Source organism: Mucilaginibacter sp. KACC 22773, assembly GCF_028736215.1.
Taxonomy (GTDB): domain Bacteria; phylum Bacteroidota; class Bacteroidia; order Sphingobacteriales; family Sphingobacteriaceae; genus Mucilaginibacter.
On the sequence record NZ_CP117883.1, the window covers coordinates 223,448 to 250,126 of the forward strand.

Here is a 26,679-nt window from a genome sequence, read left to right on the forward strand (position 1 = left end):
GTGATATGATTTTACAAAACATAAAAGTTTCGGCCAAACTTTACATCCTGGTTGGTGTACTGTTCCTTACCATTGGAGCAATTGGCATTACCGGGCAGCTTAATTTAAAAGAAGTAAACGGATCGCTGCAAACTGTATTTGAAGACCGGATTGTGTGCCTTAAACAATTAAAAGTTGTTTCAGATATGTACCTGATTAATATTAAAGATGTTACTCAGCAAATAAATGATGGCAGTATCAATTTTAAAACCGGCAAAAAAAGAATAGCAAAGGCGCAAAAGGAAATTAAGACTAATTGGGCGGCGTACGTAGCAACAGGCGCTATTCCCGAAGAAAAAAAACTATCGGCACAAACTACAGAGCTGATGGCCAGCACAGATGAATCGTTAGAGTCGCTTAAAGTTCTTATGGACAAAGAGGATAAGCCCGCGGTAGCGTCCCTTGCTTTCAGCGATGTTAACCCAAAGGTTGATTCTATCCTCAATAATGTTAATGCGCTTGTTGATATCCAGGTTTCAGTAGCCAATGACGAATATATAAATGGCCAAAATGTGTATTCAACAGCTAAAACCCACGCTTATATTGTGATATTTTCGGGCATAACTATTTCGCTATTGCTGGCCTTTTTTATCATTAAAAACATCAACAGTATTGTTGCCAAGCTTAAAGACCTGGTTTCATATGCCCAGGTAGCTTCAGAAAATATTTCATCGGCCAGTTCGCAAATGAGTTCATCGGCGCAGCAAATGTCTGAGGGCGCTACAGAACAGGCTGCATCTGCCGAAGAGGTTTCGTCGTCAATGGAGGAAATAGTATCCAGCATACAGCAAAACACCGAAAACGCTTTGCAAACCGAAAAAATAGCCCTAAAGGTTGTTGAAGATATTGTTGAAGGCAACAAGGCGGTTAATATTACCGTACAATCCATGAAAGAGATTGCCGAGCGGATTTCAATTATTGGTGATATTGCCCGCCAAACCAATCTTTTAGCGTTAAATGCCGCAGTTGAGGCCGCAAGGGCCGGCGATAACGGGCGCGGCTTTGCTGTGGTAGCTGCCGAAGTAAGGAAACTTGCCGAACGCTGCCAAACAGCAGCCCATGAAATTAACAACCTGTCTAAATCGGGTGTAACTATAGCCGAGAGATCGGGTAAGTTACTCGATTTAATTGTGCCCGAAGTTCAGAAAACGTGTAAGCTGGTGCAGGAAATTAGCATATCCAGTATGGAGCAAAATACCGGCGCCAATGAAATTAATAATGCCTTGCAGCAATTAAACCAGGTTATACAGCAAAATGCTGCAATTTCCGAAGAGATGGCTGCGAGCTCGGAAGAGCTTTCGGGCCAGGCAGATCAGTTGAAGGATATTGTAAATTTTGACATCGGAAACGATGTTAAATCCCGGACAGAGATACGACGGGTTCCGGCTAATAAACCATACCAGAAAACTTTTGCCGGTAGCCATTATCCGGTTAAGAAGAAACCCGCACCCGAACGTTTTTATAAAGGTATCAACATAGATATGAACGGGAAAGACCCGATAGACGAAAAATATGAGAAATATTAAACCGAACTTAAACGACCATATGTTATGAACAATATTAAAATTTCGACAAAACTATTTGTCATGGTTTTCCTCACTTCATTTACCCTTGTGGCAATAGGTTTATATGGGCTGAACAACTTAAGCAACGTAAACGGATCGCTGGAAACGGTATTTAAGGACCGCGTAGTATGCCTTAAACAACTGACTTTAATTGACGAAATGTACGCTATAAATATTGAAGGCGTTACTCAAAAAATGAAGGACGGCGTTATTGATTTAAAAGCGGGTAAAAGAAAAATCATCAGGGCCCAGGAAGAAATTGATGCCAACTGGAAAGCCTATACAGCTACCTATGCCACACCTGAAGAAAAAAAACTGTCGGCTCAAACCGAAGAGCTGATGCGCAATTCCGACGAATCGTTGGAGTCGCTCCAGTCGATTATAGACAAAGAGGATAAAGTTGCCCTGTCAGCTTTTGCCCAAAATGAGCTATCTCAGAAAATAGACCCCATTATAAGCAATATCAACGCATTGATTGACCTACAGGTAGCGGTATCTAAAGAGGAGTATGACAAAGGCCAGGAAATATATTCAGACGCAAAAGTGCACTCTTATATTATTATATTATTTGGCATAGCCATTTCACTATCAATATCATTGCTTATTGTATACAGCATCAAAAAGGCCATTTTAAATGCAACAACAGTAGTATCAAAACTTGCCGAAGGAGATTTAACAGTTGATATTAACGTGGCTAACAATGATGAGATTGGCTTTTTGCTGGAAGATTTAAAAGGCATGATCAATAAGTTTAAAAATGTTATTTCGTACGTAAGCTCGGCGTCTGATAATATTGTGGCGGCAAGCCAGGAGTTAAGCTCATCGTCGCAGCAAATGTCTGAAGGGGCGACCGAGCAGGCTGCCGCTACCGAACAGGTTTCGTCGTCGATGGAAGAGATGGTGGCAAGCGTACAGCAAAACACCAACAACGCCCATCAAACAGAAAAAATAGCCATTAAGGCCTCGGCCGATGCCCAGGATGGCAGTGTTGCTGTTAATGAAGCGGTTAGCTCGATGAAGCTTATTGCCGAGAAAATTACCATTATAAGCGATATAGCGCGGCAAACAAATATACTTGCCCTTAACGCTGCCGTTGAGGCCGCGCGCGCCGGCGACCAGGGACGGGGCTTTGCCGTTGTTGCAGCCGAGGTAAGGAAACTGGCAGAAAAATCGCAGGTTGCCGCAACCGAGATTAATGAACTTTCAAAATCGAGCGTTACCATTGCCGAAAAATCGGGCAGGCTCCTGGGCGAAATTGTGCCTAATATTCAGCATACGGCCAAACTGGTTGAAGAAATTAACGCGTCAAGTTCTGAACAGAACCTGGGCGCGGGCCAAATCAATAGCGCCTTGCAACAACTAAACCAGGTTACCCAGCAAAATGCCGCTACCTCCGAAGAGATGGCTGCCAGCGCCGAAGAGCTTTCATCCCAGGCCGATCAGCTAAAGGAAATTATTTCATTTTTCAGGTTCGAAAACGGCTCAAAATACAAGGCGTCAATTGCCCAGCCTAACTCATTAATAAGGCCCAGGCGGAATACGACAAAGATAAGCCATCTGCCAAAATACAAATCATCCTCAAACGGGGTTAGCCTGAACATGGATAGCCTTGATGCAGATTATGAAAAGTTTTAACATGATGTTTTGAGCTGTCCCGTATGGTATATTTTAACATTGATAGTTTTGACAATTCCAAAATGACCGACCTGGACTTTAACAGGCTAAGTACATTTATTTATACCAATTATGGAATTAAGTTGCCGCCATCAAAAAAAATAATGCTGGAGGGACGTTTGCTTAAACGGCTCAGAACTTTAAATATACCATCATATAAAAAGTATTGCGAGTTTATATTCAGCAACGAAGGCCAGCGTTCTGAACTTATCCACATGATTGATGTGGTGACTACCAATAAAACCGATTTTTTCAGAGAATCTGTACACTTTGATTATTTATCAAATAACATATTGCCCGAGGTTTTTCGCGATTATTCCGCCGCAAAACCTTTTAAGGTATGGAGCGCCGGCTGCTCTACCGGCGAAGAGCCCTATACATTGGCTATGGTTTTAAGCCTGTTTGCCGAAACACATATGGGGTTTAGCTTTAATATATGGGGTACCGATATTTCGAGCAGGGTTTTGCAGGCTGCGGCATTAGCGGTATATACCGAAGATAAAGTAGCCCCCGTGCCAATTGCATTAAAACGCCAGTTCCTGCTTAAAAGCAAGGATGTGCATAACAAAACCGTGCGCATTGTACCCCAGTTACGGGAAAAAGTAAAGTTTGGCCGTTTAAATTTCATCGACGAAGATTTTGGTCCGATAGCAAATTTCAATGTCATTTTCTGCCGCAATGTTTTGATTTATTTTGACCGGCCAACACAGGAAAAAGTTATCCTGAAGCTATGTTCGAAATTAGAGCCGGGAGGGTATTTGTTCCTGGGCCATTCAGAATCCGTGTCGAATATGAATTTACCATTAACGCAAATACGGCCCAATATTTTTAAAAGGAAATAAACGGCCACTATTATTTTTATAATGGATAGATATTATTTATACCCCGGGTCGATTTTTGCGAGCAGAAAGCCTCACATTGTCGATACTATTTTAGGCTCATGTGTAGCAGTGACCCTTTGGGACCCTGTATTGGAATTTGGAAGTATTAACCATTATATGCTGCCGTACTGGAATGGTGAAGGCACCCCATCAAATAAATATGGCGACATTGCCATACCGGCTATTATTAATAAAATGCTGGCCTTGGGCAGCAATAAAAGTAATTTAAGGGCCAAGGTATTCGGGGGCTGCGAAACTGGCGCCCCCAATGGCGTATTCCATATTGGCGAACGCAATATCGGGCTGGCTATTGAGGTGTTAAAAAAGGAGCAAATACCGGTTTTAAGCCATAATGTTGGAGGATACCGTGGGCGGAAGGTTTTATTTTACTCGGAAAGTGGTAAGGTAATGATCAAATATATTAAACAAAACTTTCCTGATCAGCAAATAGATACCAAGGGCTAATACCTCACCCGTATGAAGAATAAAATTAAAGTTCTTATTGTTGACGACTCTGCCATATTCAGGCAATTGCTGGGCAAAATTTTAAGCGCCGACCCGGTAATTGAAGTTATGGCCACAGCGGCCGACCCATATATTGCAGCAAGCAAAATGACCATGCAGGTTCCGGATGTTATTACCCTTGATTTGGAAATGCCCCGAATGGACGGGATTACCTTTCTCAAAAAAATAATGTCCCAGCACCCTATCCCGGTTATTATCATAACGGGGCACACCGGGAGGGATATGGAAGTAACGCTGAAAGCATTGGAGTACGGTGCTGTTGAGGTGCTTACAAAAGAGATGTTTGACGAGCAGGCGCTTACCAGTGAAGCCAGGGGCCGGATTTGCGAAATTGTTAAATCGGCAGCACTTACCAAGATTGCCCGCAAATCCATTGCCGAAAAACCTTCGGTGGTGCCTAAATTATCAGCCGATGCCGTGCTGCAATACGTTAAACCTAAAAACCAAAGCATTATTAGTGATAAAGTAATTGCAGTAGGGGCATCAACCGGCGGTACCGAAGCCATAAGGGTATTTTTAGAAGGCCTCCCCGTTGATATTCCGGGTATTGTAATAGTACAGCACATGCCCGAAAACTTTACCCGCCTGTTTGCCGAGCGGCTGGACGGTTTGTGTAAGATTGGCGTTAAGGAAGCAGAAGACGGAGACCTGGTTAAGCCCGGCATGGCCTTAATAGCCCCCGGGAACCGCCACCTTTTACTTAAAAGAAGAGGATCGCAATATTATGTTGAGTTGAGTGATAGTCCGCTGGTAAACCGGCATCGCCCGGCGGTGGATGTATTGTTCCGCTCTACAGCTATTTATGCCGGGCAAAATGGCATCGGAATAATTTTAACAGGCATGGGCGACGATGGCGCGCGGGGCTTACTTGAAATTAAGCAGGCAGGCGGTAAAACCATCGCACAGGATGAAAGTTCCTGTGTTGTGTTCGGAATGCCAAAGGAAGCTATTTTGCTGAATGCTGCCGATAAGATTTTACCGTTAAAAGATATTTCGCGATACGTAGTCCAACTGGTGAACGACAAGAGGTTTGTTTAAACAGAGGCTAATTGCATTAAAGCCTGAAAATTAAATGCGGCAGATGTAATTCCTCGTCAGCATAAAAACAGCTAAATTGCCGTATGAAATACATTACCATCTCCCTGCTGTTGTTCATTACTGCAGCCGCCTCGGCCCAAACCATCATCAAACCCGATGCCCGGATTAAACAAATGGCCGATGAGGTATCCTCCCAAAACATTGAAACAACCATTCGCAAACTGGTAACCTTTAAAAGCAGGCATACCCTAAGCGATACAACCAGCAAAACCACCGGCAGCGGCGCGGCACGAAATTGGATAAAGGCCGAAATGGAAAAATATGCCCTGGAATCGGGCGGGCGGATGACCGTTGCTTTTGATACATTCACCCAGCCAAAAGGTACAAGGATTGATAAGCCGGTAAAGCTGAAAAATGTACTGGCTATACTGAAGGGTACCGACCCAACAGATAGCCGTGTTTACCTGGTATCGGGCCATTATGATTCACGGATTAACGATGTGATGGACGCAAACGGGGTGGAGCCTGGGGCTAATGATGATGCATCGGGCACGGCGCTTTCGATGGAACTGGCCAGGGTGATGGCCAAACGCCAATTCCCGGCCACCATAATTTTTATGGCCGTGGTAGGCGAGGAGCAGGGGCTTTATGGATCGGCCAATGTGGCCAAACGCGCCAAAGCCGAAAACTGGAACGTAGATGCCATGCTGAACAATGATATTGTAGGCAACACTCATGGCATGGAAACCGATTTAAAGGATAACCGCAGTGTTAGGGTGTTCAGCGATGGTATCCCCACCAATGCTACCGATAAGCAGGTGGCTGCGCTAAAATCATTGGGCGGCGAAAATGACAGCCCATCGCGCGAGTTGGCCCGGTATGCCAAAGAAACCGGCGAACGCTACGTTGACCAGCTGGATGTAAAATTGATATACCGCCGCGACCGCTACCTGCGCGGCGGCGACCACCTCCCGTTTTTAGAACAGGGCTTTACCGCGGTAAGGTTTACCGAAATGAACGAAGATTTTAACCGCCAGCACCAGAGCATCCGCACCGAAAACGGTGTAGACTATGGCGACCTGCCCGACTTTGTTGATTTTAACTACGTACAAAAAGTAGCCCGCATGAACCTGTCGGTACTGGCCAACCTGGCATTCGCCCCTGCCCGGCCCCAAAATGTAGGCATCATAACCAGCGACCTCACCAACAAAACCAAACTTACCTGGGAAGCGCCATCTACAGGCAAAAAGCCCGCAGGCTATTACGTACTGATGCGCGAAACCACCAGCGCCTTTTGGGAACGTAAGTTTTATGTAACCGATACAATGGCTACGCTGGCCTACTCAAAGGATAATTACTTTTTTGCGGTGCAATCGGTAGATGCTGACGGGCATGAGAGTTTGCCGGTGTTTCCGAAGCCGGTGAGGTAAAAGCCTCACCCAAGCCCCTGCAAATGAGAGGGCTTTAAAAGCAAACATCATACATTAAAAAGGCCCAAACAAATATGGTAATAAACACCGCAGCAAATCTTATAGCCTCCGCTATTTTCAGCGGCACGGTTATAATAAGCCTGTGCCTTGTTGTGGTTAGTCTTTTTAAAATCAAACTGACTAATATTAACAAAGCTGTTCTAATAAAAGCAGTTAACATCGTGTTGCTTTTTGGCGCGATGATTTATACCGTAATGTGGGTAATGGAAATTTTTGTGGCTTTTTACTCGGGGGGGGAGTACGAGCAATATACATTAACCAATCGACTGTTTGGTTCTTATTGGTGGGCTGCGTTTGCTTCACTGGTCAGCAGTGTGTTGCTGCCGCAGATGCTATGGATCAAAAAGTTTCGCAGTTCTTTTAGCCCGACAATAATTATTATTTCATTTTGGCTGTTTATTAATATTCTTGCACAACTACCGTTCGGGATAGTTGGGATTCTCAGGGAATTTAGGATCTCGATGAGTTACCTTGGGGGATTGGGGATTTACATGGTAATGTTAGTATCTGCGTATATGATTTTGAATAGAAAGGTAGCGCGACCAATAAGCACATAGTGTGATTAATAATCCGTCACTCAAATCAAAACTCTACTTCTCTGAAGAGGATTTTCCCTGTTTTTTTTCAAAAGCTATCTCCCTGTCACCTTTGCAAAAAGCCAGCAACTTATAAGTTTGTTTAAATTACCTTTATGCTATCGCCGATTCAAATTCAATGCAAAAAAACAAAATACCCATACGCCCCTTACTGGCGGTTTTAGGCTCGATATTAAGCGTTCAGGTAGGGGCTGCTATTGCTAAGGGATTATTTCCGGCTCTCGGTGCTTCAGTTACCGCCACCTTGCGGATAGGATTATCGGCATTGATACTGCTTGTCGTGAACAGGCCAGGGTTAAAAACATTAACCCGCGAACAATGGAATGCGGTTATCCCTTACGGTTTATGCCTGGGTGCCATGAATTTAATTTACTACCTGGCCTTATCGCGCATTCCGTTGGGGATAGCAGTCACCCTTGAGTTTATGGGGCCGTTGCTGCTTGTGGTGTTTAGTTCAAAACGCGCCATCGAATTTTTATGGGTACTACTGGCCGCAGGCGGGATTGTATTAATGACACCCTGGAATAACACCAATATTGATTTGTTTGGCGCGGGCATGGCTTTGCTGGCCGGTGCCTTTTGGGCCGGCTATATTGTGTTGGGCCGGCGGGTATCTGCGGTGTTAAATGGCGGTCAGGCCGTTACCATAGGTATGCTGTTTGCGTTAATGGCGACATTGCCATTTGCTTTCGCAAGTGACGGGATGATGAACTTTAAAAGCAGTATGATTATCCCGGCTATGGGGTTGGCGTTATTTTGCAGCGCCATTCCGTTTTCTTTAGAGATGTACGGACTTAAATATATCCCCACCAAAACATTCAGTATCCTTATGAGCATGGAACCAGCGGTTGGCGCCATCTGCGGGTTGATATTTTTGAAAGAATATCTTTCGATACAGGAATATGTCGCGGTTATACTGGTTGTAATCGCCAGCGCCGGAGCAACAATTGGTAACCGGCAGGAGATGGGCAACATAACACCGGAAGGTTAATGTATTGCAGGCTAAAAGCTTATTTAAAGAACCTGGTCATTTCGAACCCTTGAAGGGTGGGCAGCAGCGTAGAAAGGGCTCGAAATCTTTTACGCCCTGCATCTCAAAGAGTTGTTCGGAATGTAGGTTGGATATAGCAAACCCCAAAATTGGCATGGCGTAACTCGTAGGGGCAACCAGGTATAAACATATCAATACCCGCTTGGCATGGGCAGCTGAAAGCTGCAACCATGGTACCCACGAGCTAAAAGCTCGCGGGAGCGATGTACGCAAATCAAAAGCCCTCTCCTTTGGAGAGGGTTGGGTGAGGCTCTTTTTTTTACTAAGTTTGTATTATGTATTTCTTTAGAAAAAAAGATCCCAACAGGCCGGATAACATTAACCTGCGCATTATGCATTTTATAAATGCACTGGCCATCCTGATGTTTTTAGCGGGCATCATCTATAAGCTGATACAAGTGTTCATACTCAAAAAATGATGGAAATAATAAACACCAATAACGCGCCTGCACCTATCGGGCCGTACAGCCAGGCTACTGTTGCCGGTAATTTTGTATTTGTATCTGGCCAGATACCCCTTAACCCCGCCACCGGCGAGCTGGTTACCAGCGGTATTAAAGATGAAGCCGTTTTAGTAATGGAAAATATTAAAGCTATTTTAACCGAAGCAGGCCTCGGCTTTGCCAACGTGGTAAAAACCAGCATATTTTTAACCGATCTGGGTAATTTTGGCCAGGTAAATGAAGTATACGGCACCTATTTTACATCAAACTTCCCTGCCCGCGAAACGGTACAGGTATCGGCACTGCCAAAAGGCGTTAATGTAGAGATATCGGTTATTGCGGTAAAATAAAGCCTCACCCCGGCCCTCTCCAAAGGAGAGGGAGGAGCGACTATATGTCATTGCGAGGAACGAAGCAATCGCGAACTACGAACATCCGCCCTGAAAAGTAGGAGATTGCTTCGTTCCTCACAATGACATAATCCTTTGTGATGGAGAGATACTGAGGATGACGATTGTAACACATGGTTTAACAAACACGCAAATCAAAAGTCCTCTCCTTTGGAGAGGATTTAGGTGAGGCCTATGGATCCTTTTCAAACACCACTTACATATTTAAAAGGCGCGGGCCAAACCCGGGCCGAGGTGTTGAAAAAGGAATTGGGTATTGCCACTTTTGAGGATTTGCTGCGCCATTTCCCCTTCCGGTATATCGACCGGACCAAATTTTACAAGGTAAAAGATATTAATCCCGATTTGCCTTACGTGCAGGTTTTGGCCCGTGTTATTAGCAAGCAAATTGTTGGCGAGAAGCACACCAAACGGCTGGTTGTACAAACCCGTGATGATACCGGCACGTTGGAACTGGTTTGGTTTAAAGGCATCAACTGGATAGATAAAACTATTGTGCCCGGCACGGTATACATTGTGTTTGGCAAGGCAGGATCCTTTAACGGGCAAGCCCAAATGGCGCATCCCGAAATGGAAATCTACTCGCCTGCCAATATGCAGCGGCAGGGCAACGCTACCTTGCAGCCGGTATATAACTCTACTGAAAAGCTTAAGCAGTTTCAACTGGACAGCAAGGGTATTCAAAAACTAACCGCTACCTTACTGGGCCTGCATGCTAAGGATATTAAAGAAAATTTACCGCTGTACATAATTCAGCACTTTAAACTCCTGGGTAGGGCCGAGGCTTATCGCAACACCCACTTCCCGGCCGATGCCAATTTGCTGAACGAGGCTTTGCACCGGCTTAAGTTTGAGGAACTGTTTTTGCTGCAGCTTAAACTCCTGCGCAATAAACTGCTGCATACCCAAAAGTTTAAGGGGAACGTATTTAGTACCGTAGGGCATTACTTTAATGATTTTTACCACCATAAACTACCTTTTGAACTAACTACGGCGCAAAAACGGGTGCTAAAGGAGATAAGGCAGGACACCCAGCGCGGCGTGCAAATGAACCGCCTGTTGCAGGGCGATGTAGGCAGCGGCAAAACCGTTGTTGCCCTGATGGCGATGCTGATTGCTATTGATAACGGCTTCCAGACCTGCATTATGGCGCCCACCGAAATATTGGCCAGCCAGCATTACCAAACCATCAGCAGTTTGGTTGGCGATGGTTTTATCGAGGTGGCCCTGCTCACCGGATCAACCAAGCAAAAAGACCGCAGGGTGCTGCACCAGAAACTGGAAAGCGGCGAAATGAAGATACTGATTGGTACCCACGCCCTGATAGAGGACAAAGTACAATTCAAAAACCTGGGCTTCGTGGTGATTGATGAGCAGCACCGTTTTGGGGTAGAACAGCGGGCCAAACTTTGGCGTAAAAACATGATGCCACCCCACATCCTGGTGATGACGGCAACGCCCATCCCCCGCACCCTGGCCATGACCTTGTACGGCGACCTGGATGTATCGGTAATTGATGAGTTGCCTGCCGGCCGTAAGCCTATCCAAACACTGCACTTTTTTGATAACCAGCGCCTGCGGGTGTTTGGTTTTATGAAAAAGGAAATTGCCCTGGGCCGGCAAATTTATATTGTGTACCCGCTGATTAAGGAAAGCGAAAAACTCGACCTTAAAAACCTGGAAGAGGGTATCGAAATTATCTCGCGCGAGTTTCCATTGCCCGAGTATAAGATCAGCATTGTGCATGGCAAATTAAAACCCGCCGATAAGGAGTTTGAGATGCAGCGCTTCATCAAAGGGCAAACTCAAATTATGGTGGCCACCACCGTGATAGAGGTTGGGGTTAACGTGCCCAATGCCTCGGTAATGATCATTGAAAATGCCGAGCGTTTTGGCCTGTCGCAACTGCACCAGCTGCGCGGTAGGGTAGGGCGCGGAGCCGAGCAATCATACTGTATTTTGATGAGCAGCCACAAGCTAAGCCACGACGGCAAAATTCGGCTGGATACCATGGTGAAAACCAATAACGGTTTCGAAATCTCCGAGATCGACCTGCAGCTGCGCGGCCCCGGCAACCTGGATGGTACCCAGCAAAGCGGCGTGCTCGACCTGAAGGTTGCCAACCTTGCTACCGACCAGGAGCTGTTATTTAAAGCCCGCAAAACGGTAGAGCAAATTTTTGCCAAAGACCCCCAACTGGCCCTACCCGAAAACCAGGTGTTGCACCATGCCTTCGAAACAAAAAATGCCGGTTTAAGCTGGGATAAAATTTCCTGAGGCTTCCATTATTGCCGCAAAATATTAAATTTGTTTCCGACTGACTTCATTTGATAAGCGCACAGAAATTTCTTTGCAAGAAAGGTGATCCAAAGGTGTTGTAAAGGTATCTGCAGGTAACCGAAAGGTTATTCGAAAGGTGGCCAAAGGGTACTGAACGGTGACCCGCAAGAGTGCTTATCGCATAAAAAACAAACATTTAAATGAAAAGAAAATTTACTTTTTTAATCTCCTCGCTGCTGTTATCAGCCAACCTCATTCATGCCCAGGATTCATTAATGATCCGCAAAATTTACGACGAAGCCCTGGTAAACGGCAAAAGTTATGAAAGCCTGCGCTACCTGTGTAAAAACATAGGCCAGCGTATCAGCGGCTCGGCCAACGCCCAAAAAGCTGTGGAATACAGCAAAAAACTGATGGAAAGCTATGGCTTCGATAAGGTTTATTTACAGGAAGTTATGGTGCCCCATTGGGTACGCGGTGCCAAAGAAACAGCTTTTATTATTGATGGCAAAAAACGTATCCCGGTGCCTATTGCCGCCCTGGGGATGACAGTTGCTACCCCTAAAGAAGGTATTACAGCCAATGTTATTGAGGTACAGAGCCTTAAAGAACTGGCAACCCTTGGCGAAGCGGCTATTAAAGGCAAAATCGTATTCTTTAACCGTGCTTTTGATCCACGGTTTATTGAAACCGGACAAGCCTACGGAACCGCTGGAGATCAGCGCTTTATGGGGCCTGCTGCCGCCGCCAAATATGGCGCAGTAGGCGTTATAGTGCGTTCGCTGACAGAGAGTTTAGATGATTACCCCCATACCGGCGCTACCCTGACCGATAAGGATGGCAAAAATATCCCGGCTGCGGCAATCTCTACCAAAGCGGCCAACAAGCTGAGCGCCATGCTTAAAATGCGTAAGTTCCCTGCAGCCAAGTTCTACTTCAAACAAAGCTGCCAGTTATTGCCCGATGTTTTATCCTACAACGTAATTGGCGAACTTACTGGTACAGAGCATCCTAATAAGTTTATATCCGTAGGCGGCCACCTTGATTCCTGGGACCTGGCCGAAGGCGCGCACGACGATGGTACCGGTGTAATGCAATCGGCTGAGGTGCTAAGGATCTTTAAGGCAATAGGTTACAAACCTAAAAACTCCGTTCGGGCGGTGTTTTTCATGAACGAGGAGAATGGCCACAAAGGTGGCACCAAATACGCCGAACTTGCCGCTCAAAATAAGGAGGAGCACATTGCCGCTATAGAAACCGACGAAGGCGGCTTTACCCCGCGGGGCTTCAGCTTTTCGGATGTATCTAAAGATTTTATAACAAAAGTGAACACCAACTGGAAATCAATATTAGAGCCATACGAAGTTGACCAGCTGACTATAGGTGGGTCGGGAACAGACATTGAGCCGATGAAAGAAAAGTTGCCAAGCGTTGTGCTGATCGGCTTTCGCCCTGATTCTCAGCGCTATTTTGATATCCACCACACACCAAACGACGTATTTGAAAACGTAAACAAACGCGAGCTTGAACTGGGGGGGGCCGGTATCGCAGCGCTGATTTACCTGATAGATCAGCACGGATTTTGATGCGTAGATGATTATTTATTGATGAATTAATTTTTCCGCCGCATGTGTTCTCACATGCGGCTTTTTGCATTAAGGATAGTAGCGAATACCAGTCAATGTGGCTAAGGCCCGTGCAGTATAAGCGCATAGCCTGACCCGAGGAACGAGGGTAATGCCCCAATCTGAATTTTAATAGGTACGATTTACCACCGGCACTTCCACAGGCGTTTTTTGCTAAAATCTGCACATTTGTAATCTGAAATCTGCAGATTTTTTAAAAATCCTGAAAATCGTGTTGTAAATTTGCGGCACATCTAAAACAACACTGTGACCGAAGAAGGCGAGAGTAAACCCAAAATTGATTCCTTTGCAGCATTGCGATATAAAGATTTCCGGTCTTATATCGGTATGCGTTTTTGTTTCACCTTTGCATATTCTATGCAAGCCGTTATAATCGGTTTTTATATCTATGAGTTAACAAAAGACCCATTTGCTTTGGGTTTGGTAGGCTTATGCGAGGCTATTCCCGCGGTTTGTATCGCTTTATACGGCGGTTATATTGCTGATAAATCTGAGAAACGTAAGATGTTGCTGTTAATATTCAGTGGGGTGATATTCACCTCGATGGTGATGTTTACTGTTACGCTTAAAAGCATGAGCGATATTATTCACGTAGGTTGGGTGGTTCCTATAATTTACGTGATGATATTTTGTAACGGAATTGCAAGGGCGTTTTATGGTCCGGCTACTTTTACTATTTACGCGCACAGTATTCCTAAGGAAGTTTACCCCAACGGCAGCACCTGGAGCAGTTCGAGCTGGCAGGTGGCATCCATTGTGGGCCCGGCTGCGGGCGGGTTGATCTATGGCTATTCTGATAAATTTTTTGGTATAAGCGGCATTACTGCAACTTTTGGTTGTATTATCTTTTTTCTCATAGTATCATTAATACTGGTTGCGCGTTTACGCAAATATCCGCCTGTTTTTGTGCCTAAGGAGAGTATTTATAAAAGTCTTTCAGAAGGAATTTCCTTTGTGTTTGGCAATAAAATGATGATAGGGGCCATGAGCCTCGATTTATTCTCGGTGTTTTTTGGCGGCGCCGTTGCGTTACTACCAGTGTTTGCCAACGAAATATTGAAGGTAGGAGCCGAAGGTTTGGGAATTATGCGGGCAACATCGTCATTGGGGGCTGTATTAACCATGCTGGTGATGACCAGGTTTTCGCCTATGGGCAAGCCATGGCGCAATTTGTTGATAGCGGTAACCGGGTTTGGGTTGTCTATCATTTGCTTTGGTTTATCTAAAAGCTTTTACCTGTCATTGTTGTTTATATTTACCGAAGGAGCTTTTGACAGTGTAAGCGTAATTATCCGTGGTACAATTATGCAGTTATTAACGCCCGAACATATGCGCGGGCGGGTATCGGCTGTTAACCAGATGTTTATCGGCTCATCAAATGAGATAGGAGCTTTTGAATCGGGCACGGCGGCACGTTTATTAGGCACGGTGCCGTCGGTTATATTTGGCGGTAGCATGACTATGCTCATTGTGGGTATAACGTATTTAAAAACCAAACGGCTTGTACCGCTATCCTTAAGCCAAATACAGCCACCGAGCGTTGCGAAGGGAGAAATGGCTGTTAAATAAAATAGCGCGCGGAAGGAACTTGTTTCGGTAACCCAATACCAAGTAGTACACTTCAGGCGGGCCACCTACCCTCTGGGACCTGAAAACAAGTCCGAGATAACGTTTATGTCATTGCGCTCTACCCCAGCACGCTATCCACCCAGGCCTTACCCCAGTTTTCCACTTCATCGGCTGTCCAGAGTGATGGGTAAAAAATGCGTTTCTGAAAGCGCGGAGGCAGGTATTTTTGCCAGTTGGTACCGCCGGTGGCTTTTATTTCTTCGGGTTCGCGGTTAAGGTAACGCACGGCCGATTTGTAGTGTGATAGCGGCCAGTTTACGTTTACATTTACATCCAGCTGGCGCAGCTCGGCTCTTAAGTCAGGTGTAAGCTGGCCTTCGGCCTCAAATTTTAAGGCCAGTGTGTTAAAATTATAGCCAACATTTGCCTTACCAAGTTCAATGAATATGTTGGCGTACTTTTTTTCGAACTGTTTAAGCGTCAATGTCTTTTTTCCGGTTGATAGTTCGGTGGCGCCAAACTTCCAATACAGGTATTCAAATTGCTCTTCAATAGTGGCTGTATTTAGTTCTTCGCGTTTATCCTTAGCTACCAGGTTAATAAAATCGGTGGCGTATATCTCGATCATCCTGTACTGGCCCGATTGAAAACCGCTGGCGGGTAATAACGACATCCTGAACTTCAGGAACTGCTCTTTTTCCATCCCATCAACCATAATCTCAAATGATTGGGTTAGCGCACCAAAATACCTGTTAATGCGCTTTAAACGCGCAGTAAAAAAAACGACAGTTAAGGGCTGGGCGGCAGCTATCTGCTGGCACTCATGCAATGCCAGCTTAAAATATAATTCGGTTATCTGGTGATAGATGATAAAGATCTCTTCGTCGGGAAAGGGCGTTTTAGGGCTTTGCAGGCTCAATAATGTATCCAGGTGTATGTAATCCCAGTAGGTTAAAAAATCGGCGTATAGCAGTCCGTCAAGATAGGAGTTCATATCCTGGCCCATGGCTTCGTATTTTTCCTGTAACTGCGCCAGGCGCCCTTCAATTTCGGGAGAGAATTGCATAATCAAAGGTAGCAAAAATGAGATGAGGTTAACCAGGGCAAAGTAACATCGAAAATTAAAACATTTTTTACTGCGGGCTGTCTTATGTCTGAATCAGAATTTACAGAATTAAAGGATTTTCAGAATAAAAAACATGAAAACGCGTGGCTTAATATTTTGTCCGATTTATTCTGTTCATTCTCAAATTCTGTAAATGGCATAGCCCTCTTGAACACCTTTGAAAAACAATATACATGTGAAAAATTCTGATTCAAACAACCTTAAACATCATGAAAATCAATAAAATATTAATAGGCATTGATGATAGCACATACGCGCATAATGCCGCAGCATATGGGTTTGATATTGCACATACTTACAGGGCTGCAGTTGGTTTGGTTCATATTATCGAGCCGGCTGTTTTTCCGCCAGACGCCAATGATAGCTTAGTAGGAATGCCGATGGGAACTATGGGGATAGATCAGTCTGAGTTAATTGATATCCAATCCAGGCAATCTTCATCGCTAATTGATAATATTAAAAAGGAATATGCGGGCGAGCTTGAAGTTACCTCGTTTACCGATTTTAATATTACTGCCGATGGTATACTTAGCTGTGCAAAACAATTTAATGCCGATCTGATTGTATTAGGCACTCATAGCCGCACTGGCCTTGATCGTTTCTTTATGGGCAGCGTAGCGGAAAACGTTGTTCGCCATTCAACTATCCCGGTATTGGTTGTGCCGTTTATCGCTTAAGCAGGTTCGGGATTCGTGTTGTGTGGTTCGGGGGGGCGTGTTGCAAGGTTCGGGGTTCGTGTCGCAAGGTGCGTGTAAAACTTTAAATCCGGAGCGCAGGTCAATAACTCCGTAACGCATATCCCAAATCCCGCAACCCGATCCTGGCAACTCGAGCCCGATTAATACAATAGCCTGAATTTGATGGTATGCTCAATCGCCTTTAACTCGTTGAGTACCTGGGTGTCGTAGCCCGTATTTACGTCGGTGATTACATACCCAATTTGTGGGTTGGTAACCAGGAACTCGCCAACAATATTGATGTTGTGGCGGGCAAATACATCGTTTATTTTGGCCAGGATGCCGGGCACGTTTTTGTGGATGTGGATTAAACGGTGTGCATTGTTAACCCTGGGCGGCTGTAAATCCGGAAAATTGCAGCTGGTATGTGTTTTGCCCTCGTTCATGAAAGCCAACACCCTTTTTGGCAAAAAATCGCTGTTATGCGGGTTATGCCTCGGGTCGTCAAATATAATAATGCCATTTTCGGTGGCTGTTTCGGCAAGTTTGTTATTGCATTTGCCAAAAATACCTATCACTTTTAACCGGCCGGAATTTTGTACCTGCTCTGGCGTTGGCTGGTGGTCTTCATCGCAAAATAAAACACCGGCTTCTTCTAAATATTTATCTTCAATCTCATCCCTGTTGCGGATGTTGTACCCTTCTTTTTTCATTTGAGCCTGTGCCTCTTCATCAATTGCACCAACTACCAGGCATTTAATGCGGTTTTTGGGATATGATATGGCGCGTGGCAATTTGTTCAGGTACAGGAACTCGTCAAAGCTCGGGGTAACGTGGTCGGCTTTTTCGGTTACCGATTTACGCTCAATATTTTCGGTAAAAGCATAGAATTTCTTGATCATGCCCGATTCCTTCAGCTGGAAATCGGAGTAGCCATCGCCTATGCCGTAAATATCGCCGGGCAATTGTAACTCTTTAAGTAATTTAACCTTACCACCTTCTTGTGACAGCGGATTGGTACGATCATATCCGATAATATTACCTTCTTCGTCAAACTCGAAAGTATTAGCGTAAATATTTTCTTTTTTAATGTGATATTCGGTAACTACAGGCGTAATAAACTCCTTAAACCCCCCGGACACAATCAATACCTCGTCCTGGTGATTTTTAAAGAAGATGGTATTGCGCGAGAATGAGGTAGATACCTTTTTTTTAAGATGACTGATAAGCTGCTTTAAATGATCGCGGTTGGCATTCAGTAGTTTAACGCGGGCTTCTAAACTTTGTGTAAAGGATAGCCTGCCTTCCATCGAAGCATTAGTTAAATCTTCTATCTGCTTGTAAATACCCTCACGGTCGGGATGATTTTTGAGGGATATGCGGGCCAGTTCGTCAAGGGCCTCAACCTGTGTAAACGTGCTGTCGAAATCAATAATAAAGTACTGCTCCATCTTGGGTGCAAATGTGCGAATTTTTTTGTTGATAGGATAAGTAGAGTTTTTTTTGTTGTCATGTGGCAACTCACTTCCCAAACCGCTTGCCATATTTAATAGCGGGCAATTCGATATACCGGTGCATTAGCCCGGAAATAAACACCAGGAATATCAATATCGCCACGTCAAAAACAATATTTAAAGCAACATTGGTTTGTATCGCGGTGGTTTTCAAATGCCCTAACAAATAGATGCCGATGGGCACGTGTACCAGGTAAAGCGAATAGGAAACATCGCCATAACGGCTAAGCAAGTTGTTTTTTAGCGGTTTAAAGTGGTTGATAACAATAAGCGCCCCAGTAATTAAGCAAAGTACAATGTAAATATAGGATTGATGGGTTGCATAAAAATCAACTGCTGTAAAAGCCAATAAGGCTATATTAAACCATTTATAGGCAGGCTGATGCAGCAACTGGTATAAGGCTACACCAAGGCTAAACAATGGCCACAGGTTTAAAAAGAACAAAGGCCCCGATTCAAACCGGGGTAAAACAGTACTCAACAGCGTAACAACTGTTAAAGCAATTACAAAATATTGTTTTTTAAAAAAGGCGCAGGCAAATACAGCCAGGTAAAAAAACATCTCGTACGATAGTGTCCAGTACACCCAGTTGATAGTTTTTATATCGGTTATGGGTGTTGTGGTAAGGGTGAGGGTTGCCACTATACCAGTGATATTTTTAGGGATCACAGCAACTGAATTCACGCTGGTTGTAAACTTTAGCAATAAAATTATCACGGCGGTTATAGCCAAACTGAACCAATAAGGTGGGAAAATACGGAAGAAACGCCTTACAATAAATTCGGTTGGCTTTTTGGCATGGTGAAGCGCTATAAGTATACAATAACCGCTTATGATAAAAAATACAGGTACCCCCAGGTGCCCGTACTTACAAAAATCGCGATACCAGTTATCAATAGGTTTTATAGGCTGGTTGAGATGAAAAAAAACTACCCATGAAGCTGCCAATATCCTCAGCAAATCTATCAGGTGGTTTCTTTTATCGGGTTGCATGTAAAAAATGAATGGGCAAAGTAATGATATTGGTGTAAATAAACATACCAATTAGCTTCAATACGGCGAGTTGACTGTTCTGTTTGCGCTTTAATTCAGATCGATAAAATTGAATCTCTTTTTAAAATATTTTCTTGGTTTCTTCCTCAAAAACTTTTTAAATATCTTATCCTGAACAAGCAATGGTACGGTAAACTGGGTAATGATTATCTTTTGTTTATTTATCGTGTGTAATATTATATAACTAAAACCCTGGAATCTGCCCCAGTGTTGACCTTCATAAATCTCGACTTTTACAACTTTATCACTGTTAATGTGTATATCAAGGTCATCTTGACCCATGTTGAATGTTAGTCTGTCGGCGCTTAGTGTTATTGTTTTATAGCTATCGAATTGGTAATACTGCTTCAGTACAAGCAAAGTCTTTATTTGTTGGTATAGTATTGCTACCAAACCACTAAAAAACAATAGCAAAAAAAAGAACAGAGGCGCTGTTGGGGGAAACAATAATACTGCTTTTATAGTAAACCAAATAGCAAAGCCGACCAATGCAAAAGTAAACACCGACTCAAAAATTAAGCGCCGGGGATTAAATGTATAGCGTTTTACCATATCCATAAAGCCATCTTCAATTAGTGCAATGCCTTACAAATCTCCTTAATGGTTTCGCTGATCGGCTTAAATTCAATGCCAATAGCATTCTTGATTTTCGAGTTATCAAACTCCCGTGTTACCGATGCCGCCTGTGCCGATGTTTTGTCGATAGCCGGATCGCCACCTGTTAACGCGGCTATTACTGCGGCACCGCGCCAGCCAATTTCCATCAGCCAGGGTTTGGCTAAAATGGCGGGCGGTTTAATCCCAAATCCGTTTGCTGCCTCGGTAGTTATAGATTGATAGGTGCGATTTTCGGCGCTGATAATGTAGCGCTCGGCGGTGATAACACTGTTCATCAAGCCAACCATACATTTGGCTACATCCTCTACATCAACAAAACCAATGGTGCCGGAGGTATAAAATTTAAGGCCCTTACGGATGGTTTCAAACAACGCGCCGCTGCCAGCTTTACCCGCGCTTGCGCCAATAATAAGCGATGGATTCACAATTACAGCATCCAGCCCTTCGGCAATACCGCGCCATACTTCCATCTCACTCTCTAACTTTGATATGGCATAACCATCATTTTCTGTTGATTGCTCCAGGTGGTGGTTTTCGGTAGTAAGATCGCCGGGTTTGGCCAGGCCTATAGCGGCTATCGAGCTTACGTGCACCATCCTGATGCCCTTTTCGGCACATAAATTAACCAGGTTGGCCGTGCCGGTCACGTTAGTATTGATCATCGGCTTTTTATCGGCCGATTTTAACGATACCCACGCCGCGCAATGATAAACCTGGGTTACGCCAGCTAAAGCATTCTCCAAAGCAAAAATATCCAACAAGTCGGCCTCCACCCATTCAATTTGTGATTGAAAAGGGACAAGTAACGCAGGTATGGTTGATGTAGCCCTCTTGGTGCAACGAATGTTTGAGCCAGATGTAACCAGCAGTTTCGCCAGTTCGGCCCCGAGAAAACCTGTTGCGCCAGTAATTAGAATCATATATACGGATTTCAGATGTGCAAATATGTTCATAAATGTGCAGATTTTAGATGTGCAGATATGCAGATGCAGGATTTTGATTTTTGAGTGCCTGTTTGGTTTGTTATTCGTCAATTCTACTCATTCATTAATTCTGAAAATTCAGTTCAGACAAAAAATGTTCACCTGAAATCTGCCCATCAATCATTTGCACATCTGCCCATCAATCTGCACATTTGCACATCTGCACATTTGCACATCGAACATTATGTCCTTAGCTGATTTTTTTAAACCCATCGATCTGAAAAAGATCACTCCTAAAAAGGGCTACTATACCAGTCAGCTTGGCGATAAAATTGTGCATTATTCTGTCGATTTTCCCGACCTTGAGGAGAAAACCGACATGGCCATTATTGGCGTTATGGACGATAGAAATGCTACCGATAACCAGGGCTGCGCCCTTGGCCCCGACTATATCCGCGAAAAACTTTACCAGCTTAATGAAGGTGGCTATAACTTAAAAATTGCCGATCTGGGCAATATTGCAGCAGGCGCATCGGTTACTGATACCTACTTTGCCCTTAAAACCGTGGTATCCGAACTGGTGAAAAAAGATATTATCCCCATTATTTTAGGTGGCGGGCAGGATTTAACCTACGCCCAATACCTTGGCTACGAAGACCTGGAACAGAAGGTTGACCTGGTAGTAGTAGATGCCCGTTTTGACCTTGATGAGGACGAAACCCCGGCAGGATTGGAAACAACTTCGCAATCATATCTCAACAAAATATTTTTGCACGAACCCAATTACCTGTTCAATTTTAGCAACCTGGGGTACCAAACTTATTTTGCCAGCCAGGAAAGTTTGCGGGTGATGGATAAGCTTTACTTTGATGTACACCGCCTTGGCGAGCTAAGCGGCAACATTGCCGTAACCGAGCCTGCCATCCGTAACGCCAGCATGGTAAGTTTTGATGTGGGGGCCATCCGATCGGCTGATGCTGCAGGCAACGCCAATGCTACCCCCAATGGCTTTAACGGGCAGGAGGCCTGCCAGCTATGCCGCTACGCGGGGTTTAACGATAAGCTAAGCTCGATAGGTTTTTATGAGTTTAACCCGGCCTACGATAATAATGGCCAAACGGCTATGTTGCTGGCGCAGATGATCTGGTATTTTATTGATGGGTTTTACGGCCGTAAGCGCGATTTTCCGCTCAATCCAAAATCACAATACCTTATTTACAAAACCAGCCTGAAGCATGAAGACCAGGAGGTTGTATTTGTAAAAAGCAAAAAATCCGACCGCTGGTGGATGCAGGTACCTTACCCAACGGGGGGCTCAAAAAACGAACGCTTCCACCTGGTGCCCTGTAGCTATGCCGACTATAAAACGGCCACATCCGGCGAGTTGCCCGACCTTTGGTGGCGCACTTATCAAAAATTAAACTGATAATTGCAATTATAGCAGCATTTTAACGTTATCAATCCTTATAGTTTTTAACTCTGATGAAGAAAATATTTTTTTTAATTATAGCCTTATTACCGGCCATTGCATATGCCCAAAGTAACGATACCTTTACTATAAATGGTAAATTGGGTAATGTAGGCGCGCCTGCAAAAGTTTATTTATCGTATCAATTGGGCGCCAACAGCGTTATTGATTCGGCCGATGTTGTAAATGGTGTTTTTAGTTTCAAAGGTTCGATGCTAAACCCGGTTAATGCCACGCTGGTGGTTGATTACAAAGGCCTGGGGATAGAAAAATTTACCCAGCAATATAGCGATGGCCGGGCATTATCAAAAAATGCCGATAACCTTAACTTTTTTATTGATAAAGGCACGCTGACTATTACCAGTAAAGATTCTGTTTCAAAAGCGCAGATAACCGGTTCGCAGCTTAACCTTGATAATATTAAACTGCAGGCCCAGCTGAAAAGCATCAACATGCGCGGCGAACACCTGATGGCCGAAGTTAAGGCTGCCACACCTGAGCAACAGAAGTCGCCTGCATTTCAAAGCGCTATACAAAGTAAGTATAAAGCATTGCAAACGCTGCAGAGCTATACCTTAAAGAGCTTTATAACCGATAACCCCAACAGTTACCTAAGCTTGCTGGCTTTAAGTTCGGTAGGTGGCCCGGCTCCTGATCCGGGTGAAATTGAGCCTTTGTACAACTCGCTTTCGGCCGACGTACGGAATACCGAAGCGGGTAAGGTGTTGAAAGCACAACTTGATGCCTTAAGGGTTACAGCAATAGGTGCAATTGCGCCCGATTTTGTACAAAACGATGTAAACGGCACACCGGTTAAATTATCATCATTCAGGGGAAAATATGTTTTGCTTGATTTTTGGGCTTCGTGGTGCGGCCCCTGCCGCCAGGAAAATCCTAACGTGGTGCGTAACTATAATAAGTATAAAACCAAAAACTTTACCATTGTTGGCGTGTCGTTAGACAGGGCCGACAGCAAATCGGCATGGCTTGCGGCAATTAAAAGTGATGGATTGGACTGGACCCAGGTATCTGACCTTAAGTATTGGAATAACGCTGCCGCGGCCCTTTATTCGGTAACCTCCATCCCACAAAACTACCTGATTGGCCCCGATGGAAAGATCATCGCCAAAAATCTTCGTGGCGAAGACCTTGATGCCAAGCTGGCTGAGCTTTTTGGGAAGATATAGATTAGTGAGTGGTTGATTGGGTTAGATTAGGTTGATTGTGTTGGCTCGAAAAAATTAAAAAGTTGTTGAGTGGTTAATTGTCATTGTTTGAGTAAATCCAAAACAATGTAACTTTTTGTTGACTATAAGTAATATATAGTTTTTACATATTATATTGCAGTTTAAACTTTATCGCTTTATGAAAAAGATAATATTATTTGCATTAACTACTTGGCCTGCTATTGTTTTTGCCCAGGATAACAAGTATGATATACAAGGTAAAATAGGTGATTTTAATGCTCCTGCCAAAATGTACCTGGAATACAGGTTCCCGAAGGGTAAACCCATTTATGATTCATGTGCCGTGGTTAATGGTAAATTCCATTTTGCAGGCTCGGTTGGTGCAGCACCACTTAACGCTTATTTATTGTTTAACTCAAAAGGTACCGGAACGGGTAAGGCCGATGGCTATCGGGCCATTTATCTTGAACCTGGTTTAATAAACATAAACGCAACTGATAAAATAGAAAATGCGACAGTTGATGGCCCTAAAACCAACCAGGAAAACGAGAAATATCAGTTGCTGCAAAAGCCCGTAAATGAAGCTTATACCGCTTTGGACGAAAAGCAGAAAGCGGCCACGGACGAGCAAAAGGCCTCTCCTGAATATATTAAAAAAGCAAAAGCCGACGAAAAAGCGATTGACGAGATGAGCGCGGCTATAGATAAAAAATTCATCAGAGAAAACCCCAATTCAATCATCAGCCTGAATGCCCTTGAATCATTAGCCTACAGCGCCGATTATGTAGATCTTAAACCTTTATATGACGCCCTAACGCCTGCTGTAAAAAGTACCGACGCAGGTAAGGCATTAGGCGAGAGGATGCCTAAGCTTAAGGCTGTAGCCCTGGGCGCTGTTGCACCGGAATTTGCCGAGGCTGATACCAGCGGAAAAGTTATCAACCTGTCTTCATTCCGCGGGCAATATGTTTTGATTGATTTTTGGGCATCATGGTGTGGCCCCTGCCGCAGGGAAAACCCCAATGTGGTAAAAGCTTATAACCATTACAAAGGTCAAAAATTTACCATCCTGGGCGTATCGCTTGATAAGCCAAATGCTAAAGACAAATGGTTGGCTGCCATTCACAAAGACGGCCTAACCTGGAACCACGTTTCTGATCTTAAATTTTGGGATAGCAAAGCGGCAGGTTTATACGCCGTTCGCGGCATCCCGCAAAACTTTCTGTTAGATCCCAACGGAAAAATAATTGCCAAAAACCTGCGCGGCGACGATCTGGAAGATAAACTTGCCGAGATTTTTGGGAAAATATAGTTTGGTGAGTGGTTGATTGAGTTAGATTAGGTTGATTAAGTTAGCCAGGTAAAAACCCAATCAACCACTCACTCAATCAACCTAATCAACTGCCTTCTAAAGCAGGTCAAATCCAATGTCTTTCCTGAAGTACATGCCGTCGTAATAAATACGGCTGGCATCGGCTGTGGCTTGTTGCAGGGCGTTAAACATGTTGTCCTGCAAGGTAGTTATTGCCAAAACTCGGCCGCCTGTGGTAATCACGTTTTCGCCGTCAAGGCTGGTGCCTGCGTGAAATACTATACTGTCGCGCACGTTTTCGGTGCCGGTTATTACTTTATTTTTAAGGTATTCGCCCGGGTAGCCGCCTGCTACCATAACCACGGTGGCGGCAGTTTTTGACGAAATAATTAGTTCCTTTTCGTTAAGGTTGCCTTCGGCAACGCCTTGCAGCAGGTCAACAAAATCGCTGTCGATGCGGCGCATTACGCTTTCGGTTTCAGGGTCGCCCATGCGGCAGTTGTATTCTATTACCCAAGGTTCGCCATCTTTATTCATCAGGCCGATGAAGATGAAGCCTTTATATGGGATTCCATCTTTTTTCAAACCTTCGACAGTTGGGATGATCACTAAATCTTCAACCTTTTTAATATAGGCGGCATCTGCAAACGGTACGGGCGAGATTGAACCCATGCCGCCGGTGTTCAGCCCGGTATCGCCTTCGCCAATACGTTTATAGTCTTTAGCTTCAGGTAGTATTTTGTAGTTACTGCCATCGGTCATTACGAAGACAGATAGTTCAATGCCTTGCAGGAATTGTTCAATGACCACGCTTGAGCTGGCGTCGCCAAATTTGGCTTCGGCAAGCATCTGGGTAAGCTCCAATTGGGCTTCTTCAAGCGAGGTGCAGATAAGCACACCTTTTCCGGCGGCCAGGCCATCAGCTTTAAGTACAACGGGAAGGCCGGCGGTGGCCAGGTAAGTAAGACCCTCTTGCAAAGTATCTTTAGTGAAAGTTTTATAAGCAGCCGTAGGGATGTTATGCCTTTGCATAAACTGCTTGCTGAAATCCTTACTGCCCTCTAACTGGGCTGCTTCCTGTTGGGGGCCTACAACGGGTACATTTTTTAATTGCTCATCGGCCAAAAAGAAATCATGAACGCCTTTTACCAGCGGCTCCTCGGGGCCTACCAATACCAGGTTAATGGCTTGTTCCAATACCAGTGCTTTAATGCCCTCAAAATCGGTAACCTTAATGTTAACGTTGGTGCCGTACTGGTGAGTGCCGGCATTGCCGGGGGCTATAAAAAGCTTTTCACATTTAGGGCTTTGCGCAATTTTCCAGGCGAAGGCACTTTCCCTTCCGCCCGAACCGAGGATCAGGATATTCATGGGGGCAAAGATAGTTTTTTTGGATGAGTAGCATTACTATGGGTGTTCGCTTTTTTGAGTGGATACAGGCAGTGTTCGGGCTTTGTTTGTTAATTTGTTGTTTTACAGTTGTTTAGGTGTTCGGATTGTTTAAGGTGTAAAAATAAATTTTGTTGATAATCAATTAGTTATGTATTTAGGTTTAGTTTGCCCCGAACACCTGTTTTGAATGAAATTTCGAAT

General features: G+C 44.4%; 23 protein-coding genes. 17 read left to right on the plus strand and 6 right to left on the minus strand.

The genetic code is table 11. The features are described 5' to 3' along the window. The first annotated feature begins 5 nt into the window (after window positions 1-5). The 13 genes from PQ469_RS00955 to PQ469_RS01015 all read left to right on the plus strand — a co-directional run bounded on the left by PQ469_RS00955 (window position 6) and on the right by PQ469_RS01015 (window position 15,207). Window positions 6-1,565, plus strand: a complete 1,560-nt coding sequence (locus tag PQ469_RS00955; protein ID WP_274211311.1) for a HAMP domain-containing methyl-accepting chemotaxis protein — start codon at window positions 6-8, stop codon at window positions 1,563-1,565. A gap of 24 nt (window positions 1,566-1,589) precedes the next feature. Continuing rightward, a complete protein-coding gene (locus tag PQ469_RS00960) occupies window positions 1,590-3,239 on the plus strand; it encodes a methyl-accepting chemotaxis protein (protein ID WP_274211312.1) in 1,650 nt (549 codons plus the stop codon). A 23-nt stretch (window positions 3,240-3,262) separates the two neighbouring features. Continuing rightward, the gene (locus PQ469_RS00965; protein WP_274211313.1) at window positions 3,263-4,120 is read left to right on the plus strand and encodes a CheR family methyltransferase; all 858 of its coding nucleotides are present in this window, start codon (window positions 3,263-3,265) and stop codon (window positions 4,118-4,120) included. Window positions 4,121-4,141: 21 nt separating this feature from the next. Beyond that, a complete protein-coding gene (locus tag PQ469_RS00970) occupies window positions 4,142-4,624 on the plus strand; it encodes a chemotaxis protein CheD (protein WP_274211314.1) in 483 nt (160 codons plus the stop codon). 12 nt (window positions 4,625-4,636) lie between these two features. Further along, entirely contained in the window at window positions 4,637-5,722 is a 1,086-nt protein-coding gene (locus tag PQ469_RS00975; protein WP_274211315.1) for a protein-glutamate methylesterase/protein-glutamine glutaminase, read from the plus strand. Between the two features lie 83 nt (window positions 5,723-5,805). Beyond that, window positions 5,806-7,152 (plus strand): M28 family metallopeptidase, encoded by a 1,347-nt coding sequence (locus tag PQ469_RS00980; RefSeq protein ID WP_274211316.1) that lies wholly within the window; start codon window positions 5,806-5,808, stop codon window positions 7,150-7,152. Window positions 7,153-7,226: 74 nt separating this feature from the next. Then, entirely contained in the window at window positions 7,227-7,769 is a 543-nt protein-coding gene (locus tag PQ469_RS00985) for a hypothetical protein (RefSeq protein ID WP_274211317.1), read from the plus strand. Between the two features lie 157 nt (window positions 7,770-7,926). Next, window positions 7,927-8,799, plus strand: coding sequence for an EamA family transporter (locus PQ469_RS00990; RefSeq protein WP_274211318.1), 873 nt, complete (start codon window positions 7,927-7,929; stop codon window positions 8,797-8,799). Window positions 8,800-9,134: 335 nt separating this feature from the next. Further along, entirely contained in the window at window positions 9,135-9,278 is a 144-nt protein-coding gene (locus tag PQ469_RS00995) for a DUF6728 family protein (RefSeq protein WP_177183700.1), read from the plus strand. Beyond that, window positions 9,275-9,652, plus strand: coding sequence for a RidA family protein (locus PQ469_RS01000; RefSeq protein ID WP_274211319.1), 378 nt, complete (start codon window positions 9,275-9,277; stop codon window positions 9,650-9,652). The genes PQ469_RS00995 and PQ469_RS01000 overlap by 4 nt, the downstream gene beginning before the upstream one ends. Window positions 9,653-9,886: 234 nt before the next feature. Beyond that, window positions 9,887-11,989: an ATP-dependent DNA helicase RecG gene (gene recG / locus PQ469_RS01005; protein ID WP_274211320.1), complete on the plus strand. Its 2,103-nt coding sequence runs from the start codon at window positions 9,887-9,889 to the stop codon at window positions 11,987-11,989. 203 nt (window positions 11,990-12,192) lie between these two features. Beyond that, window positions 12,193-13,578 carry a M20/M25/M40 family metallo-hydrolase gene (locus PQ469_RS01010; RefSeq protein ID WP_274211321.1) on the plus strand — a complete coding sequence of 462 codons (1,386 nt, stop codon included), beginning with the start codon at window positions 12,193-12,195 and terminating at the stop codon, window positions 13,576-13,578. A 306-nt stretch (window positions 13,579-13,884) separates the two neighbouring features. Beyond that, entirely contained in the window at window positions 13,885-15,207 is a 1,323-nt protein-coding gene (locus PQ469_RS01015) for an MFS transporter (RefSeq protein WP_255369761.1), read from the plus strand. A gap of 118 nt (window positions 15,208-15,325) precedes the next feature. Here PQ469_RS01015 and PQ469_RS01020 read toward each other — a convergent pair whose 3' ends face one another. Further along, complete coding sequence (locus tag PQ469_RS01020; protein WP_274211322.1) at window positions 15,326-16,273, minus strand: tryptophan 2,3-dioxygenase family protein; 948 nt, start codon at window positions 16,271-16,273, stop codon at window positions 15,326-15,328. Window positions 16,274-16,542: 269 nt separating this feature from the next. Here PQ469_RS01020 and PQ469_RS01025 point away from each other — a divergent pair, with 269 nt between their 5' ends. Beyond that, window positions 16,543-17,010: a universal stress protein gene (locus PQ469_RS01025; RefSeq protein ID WP_274211323.1), complete on the plus strand. Its 468-nt coding sequence runs from the start codon at window positions 16,543-16,545 to the stop codon at window positions 17,008-17,010. 161 nt (window positions 17,011-17,171) lie between these two features. On the opposite strand, the gene PQ469_RS01030 is transcribed toward PQ469_RS01025, so the two are convergent. From PQ469_RS01030 to PQ469_RS01045, 4 genes are all read right to left on the minus strand, one after another. Continuing rightward, window positions 17,172-18,461 (minus strand): HAD-IB family phosphatase, encoded by a 1,290-nt coding sequence (locus PQ469_RS01030; RefSeq protein ID WP_274213856.1) that lies wholly within the window; start codon window positions 18,459-18,461, stop codon window positions 17,172-17,174. Between the two features lie 70 nt (window positions 18,462-18,531). After that, window positions 18,532-19,518, minus strand: a complete 987-nt coding sequence (locus PQ469_RS01035; protein ID WP_274211324.1) for an acyltransferase family protein — start codon at window positions 19,516-19,518, stop codon at window positions 18,532-18,534. Window positions 19,519-19,608: 90 nt separating this feature from the next. Continuing rightward, complete coding sequence (locus PQ469_RS01040; RefSeq protein ID WP_274211325.1) at window positions 19,609-20,136, minus strand: PH domain-containing protein; 528 nt, start codon at window positions 20,134-20,136, stop codon at window positions 19,609-19,611. Between the two features lie 14 nt (window positions 20,137-20,150). Further along, complete coding sequence (locus PQ469_RS01045) at window positions 20,151-21,116, minus strand: NAD-dependent epimerase/dehydratase family protein (protein ID WP_274211326.1); 966 nt, start codon at window positions 21,114-21,116, stop codon at window positions 20,151-20,153. 247 nt (window positions 21,117-21,363) lie between these two features. On the opposite strand from PQ469_RS01045, the gene PQ469_RS01050 reads away from it, so the two are divergent. The 3 genes from PQ469_RS01050 to PQ469_RS01060 all read left to right on the plus strand — a co-directional run bounded on the left by PQ469_RS01050 (window position 21,364) and on the right by PQ469_RS01060 (window position 25,086). Continuing rightward, window positions 21,364-22,545, plus strand: coding sequence for a formimidoylglutamase (locus PQ469_RS01050; RefSeq protein ID WP_274211327.1), 1,182 nt, complete (start codon window positions 21,364-21,366; stop codon window positions 22,543-22,545). A gap of 56 nt (window positions 22,546-22,601) precedes the next feature. Beyond that, entirely contained in the window at window positions 22,602-23,774 is a 1,173-nt protein-coding gene (locus PQ469_RS01055; RefSeq protein WP_274211328.1) for a TlpA disulfide reductase family protein, read from the plus strand. A 178-nt stretch (window positions 23,775-23,952) separates the two neighbouring features. Beyond that, entirely contained in the window at window positions 23,953-25,086 is a 1,134-nt protein-coding gene (locus PQ469_RS01060) for a TlpA disulfide reductase family protein (RefSeq protein ID WP_274211329.1), read from the plus strand. Between the two features lie 96 nt (window positions 25,087-25,182). Here PQ469_RS01060 and purD read toward each other — a convergent pair whose 3' ends face one another. Next, a complete protein-coding gene (gene purD / locus PQ469_RS01065) occupies window positions 25,183-26,457 on the minus strand; it encodes a phosphoribosylamine--glycine ligase (protein WP_274211330.1) in 1,275 nt (424 codons plus the stop codon). Window positions 26,458-26,679: the final 222 nt, after the last annotated feature.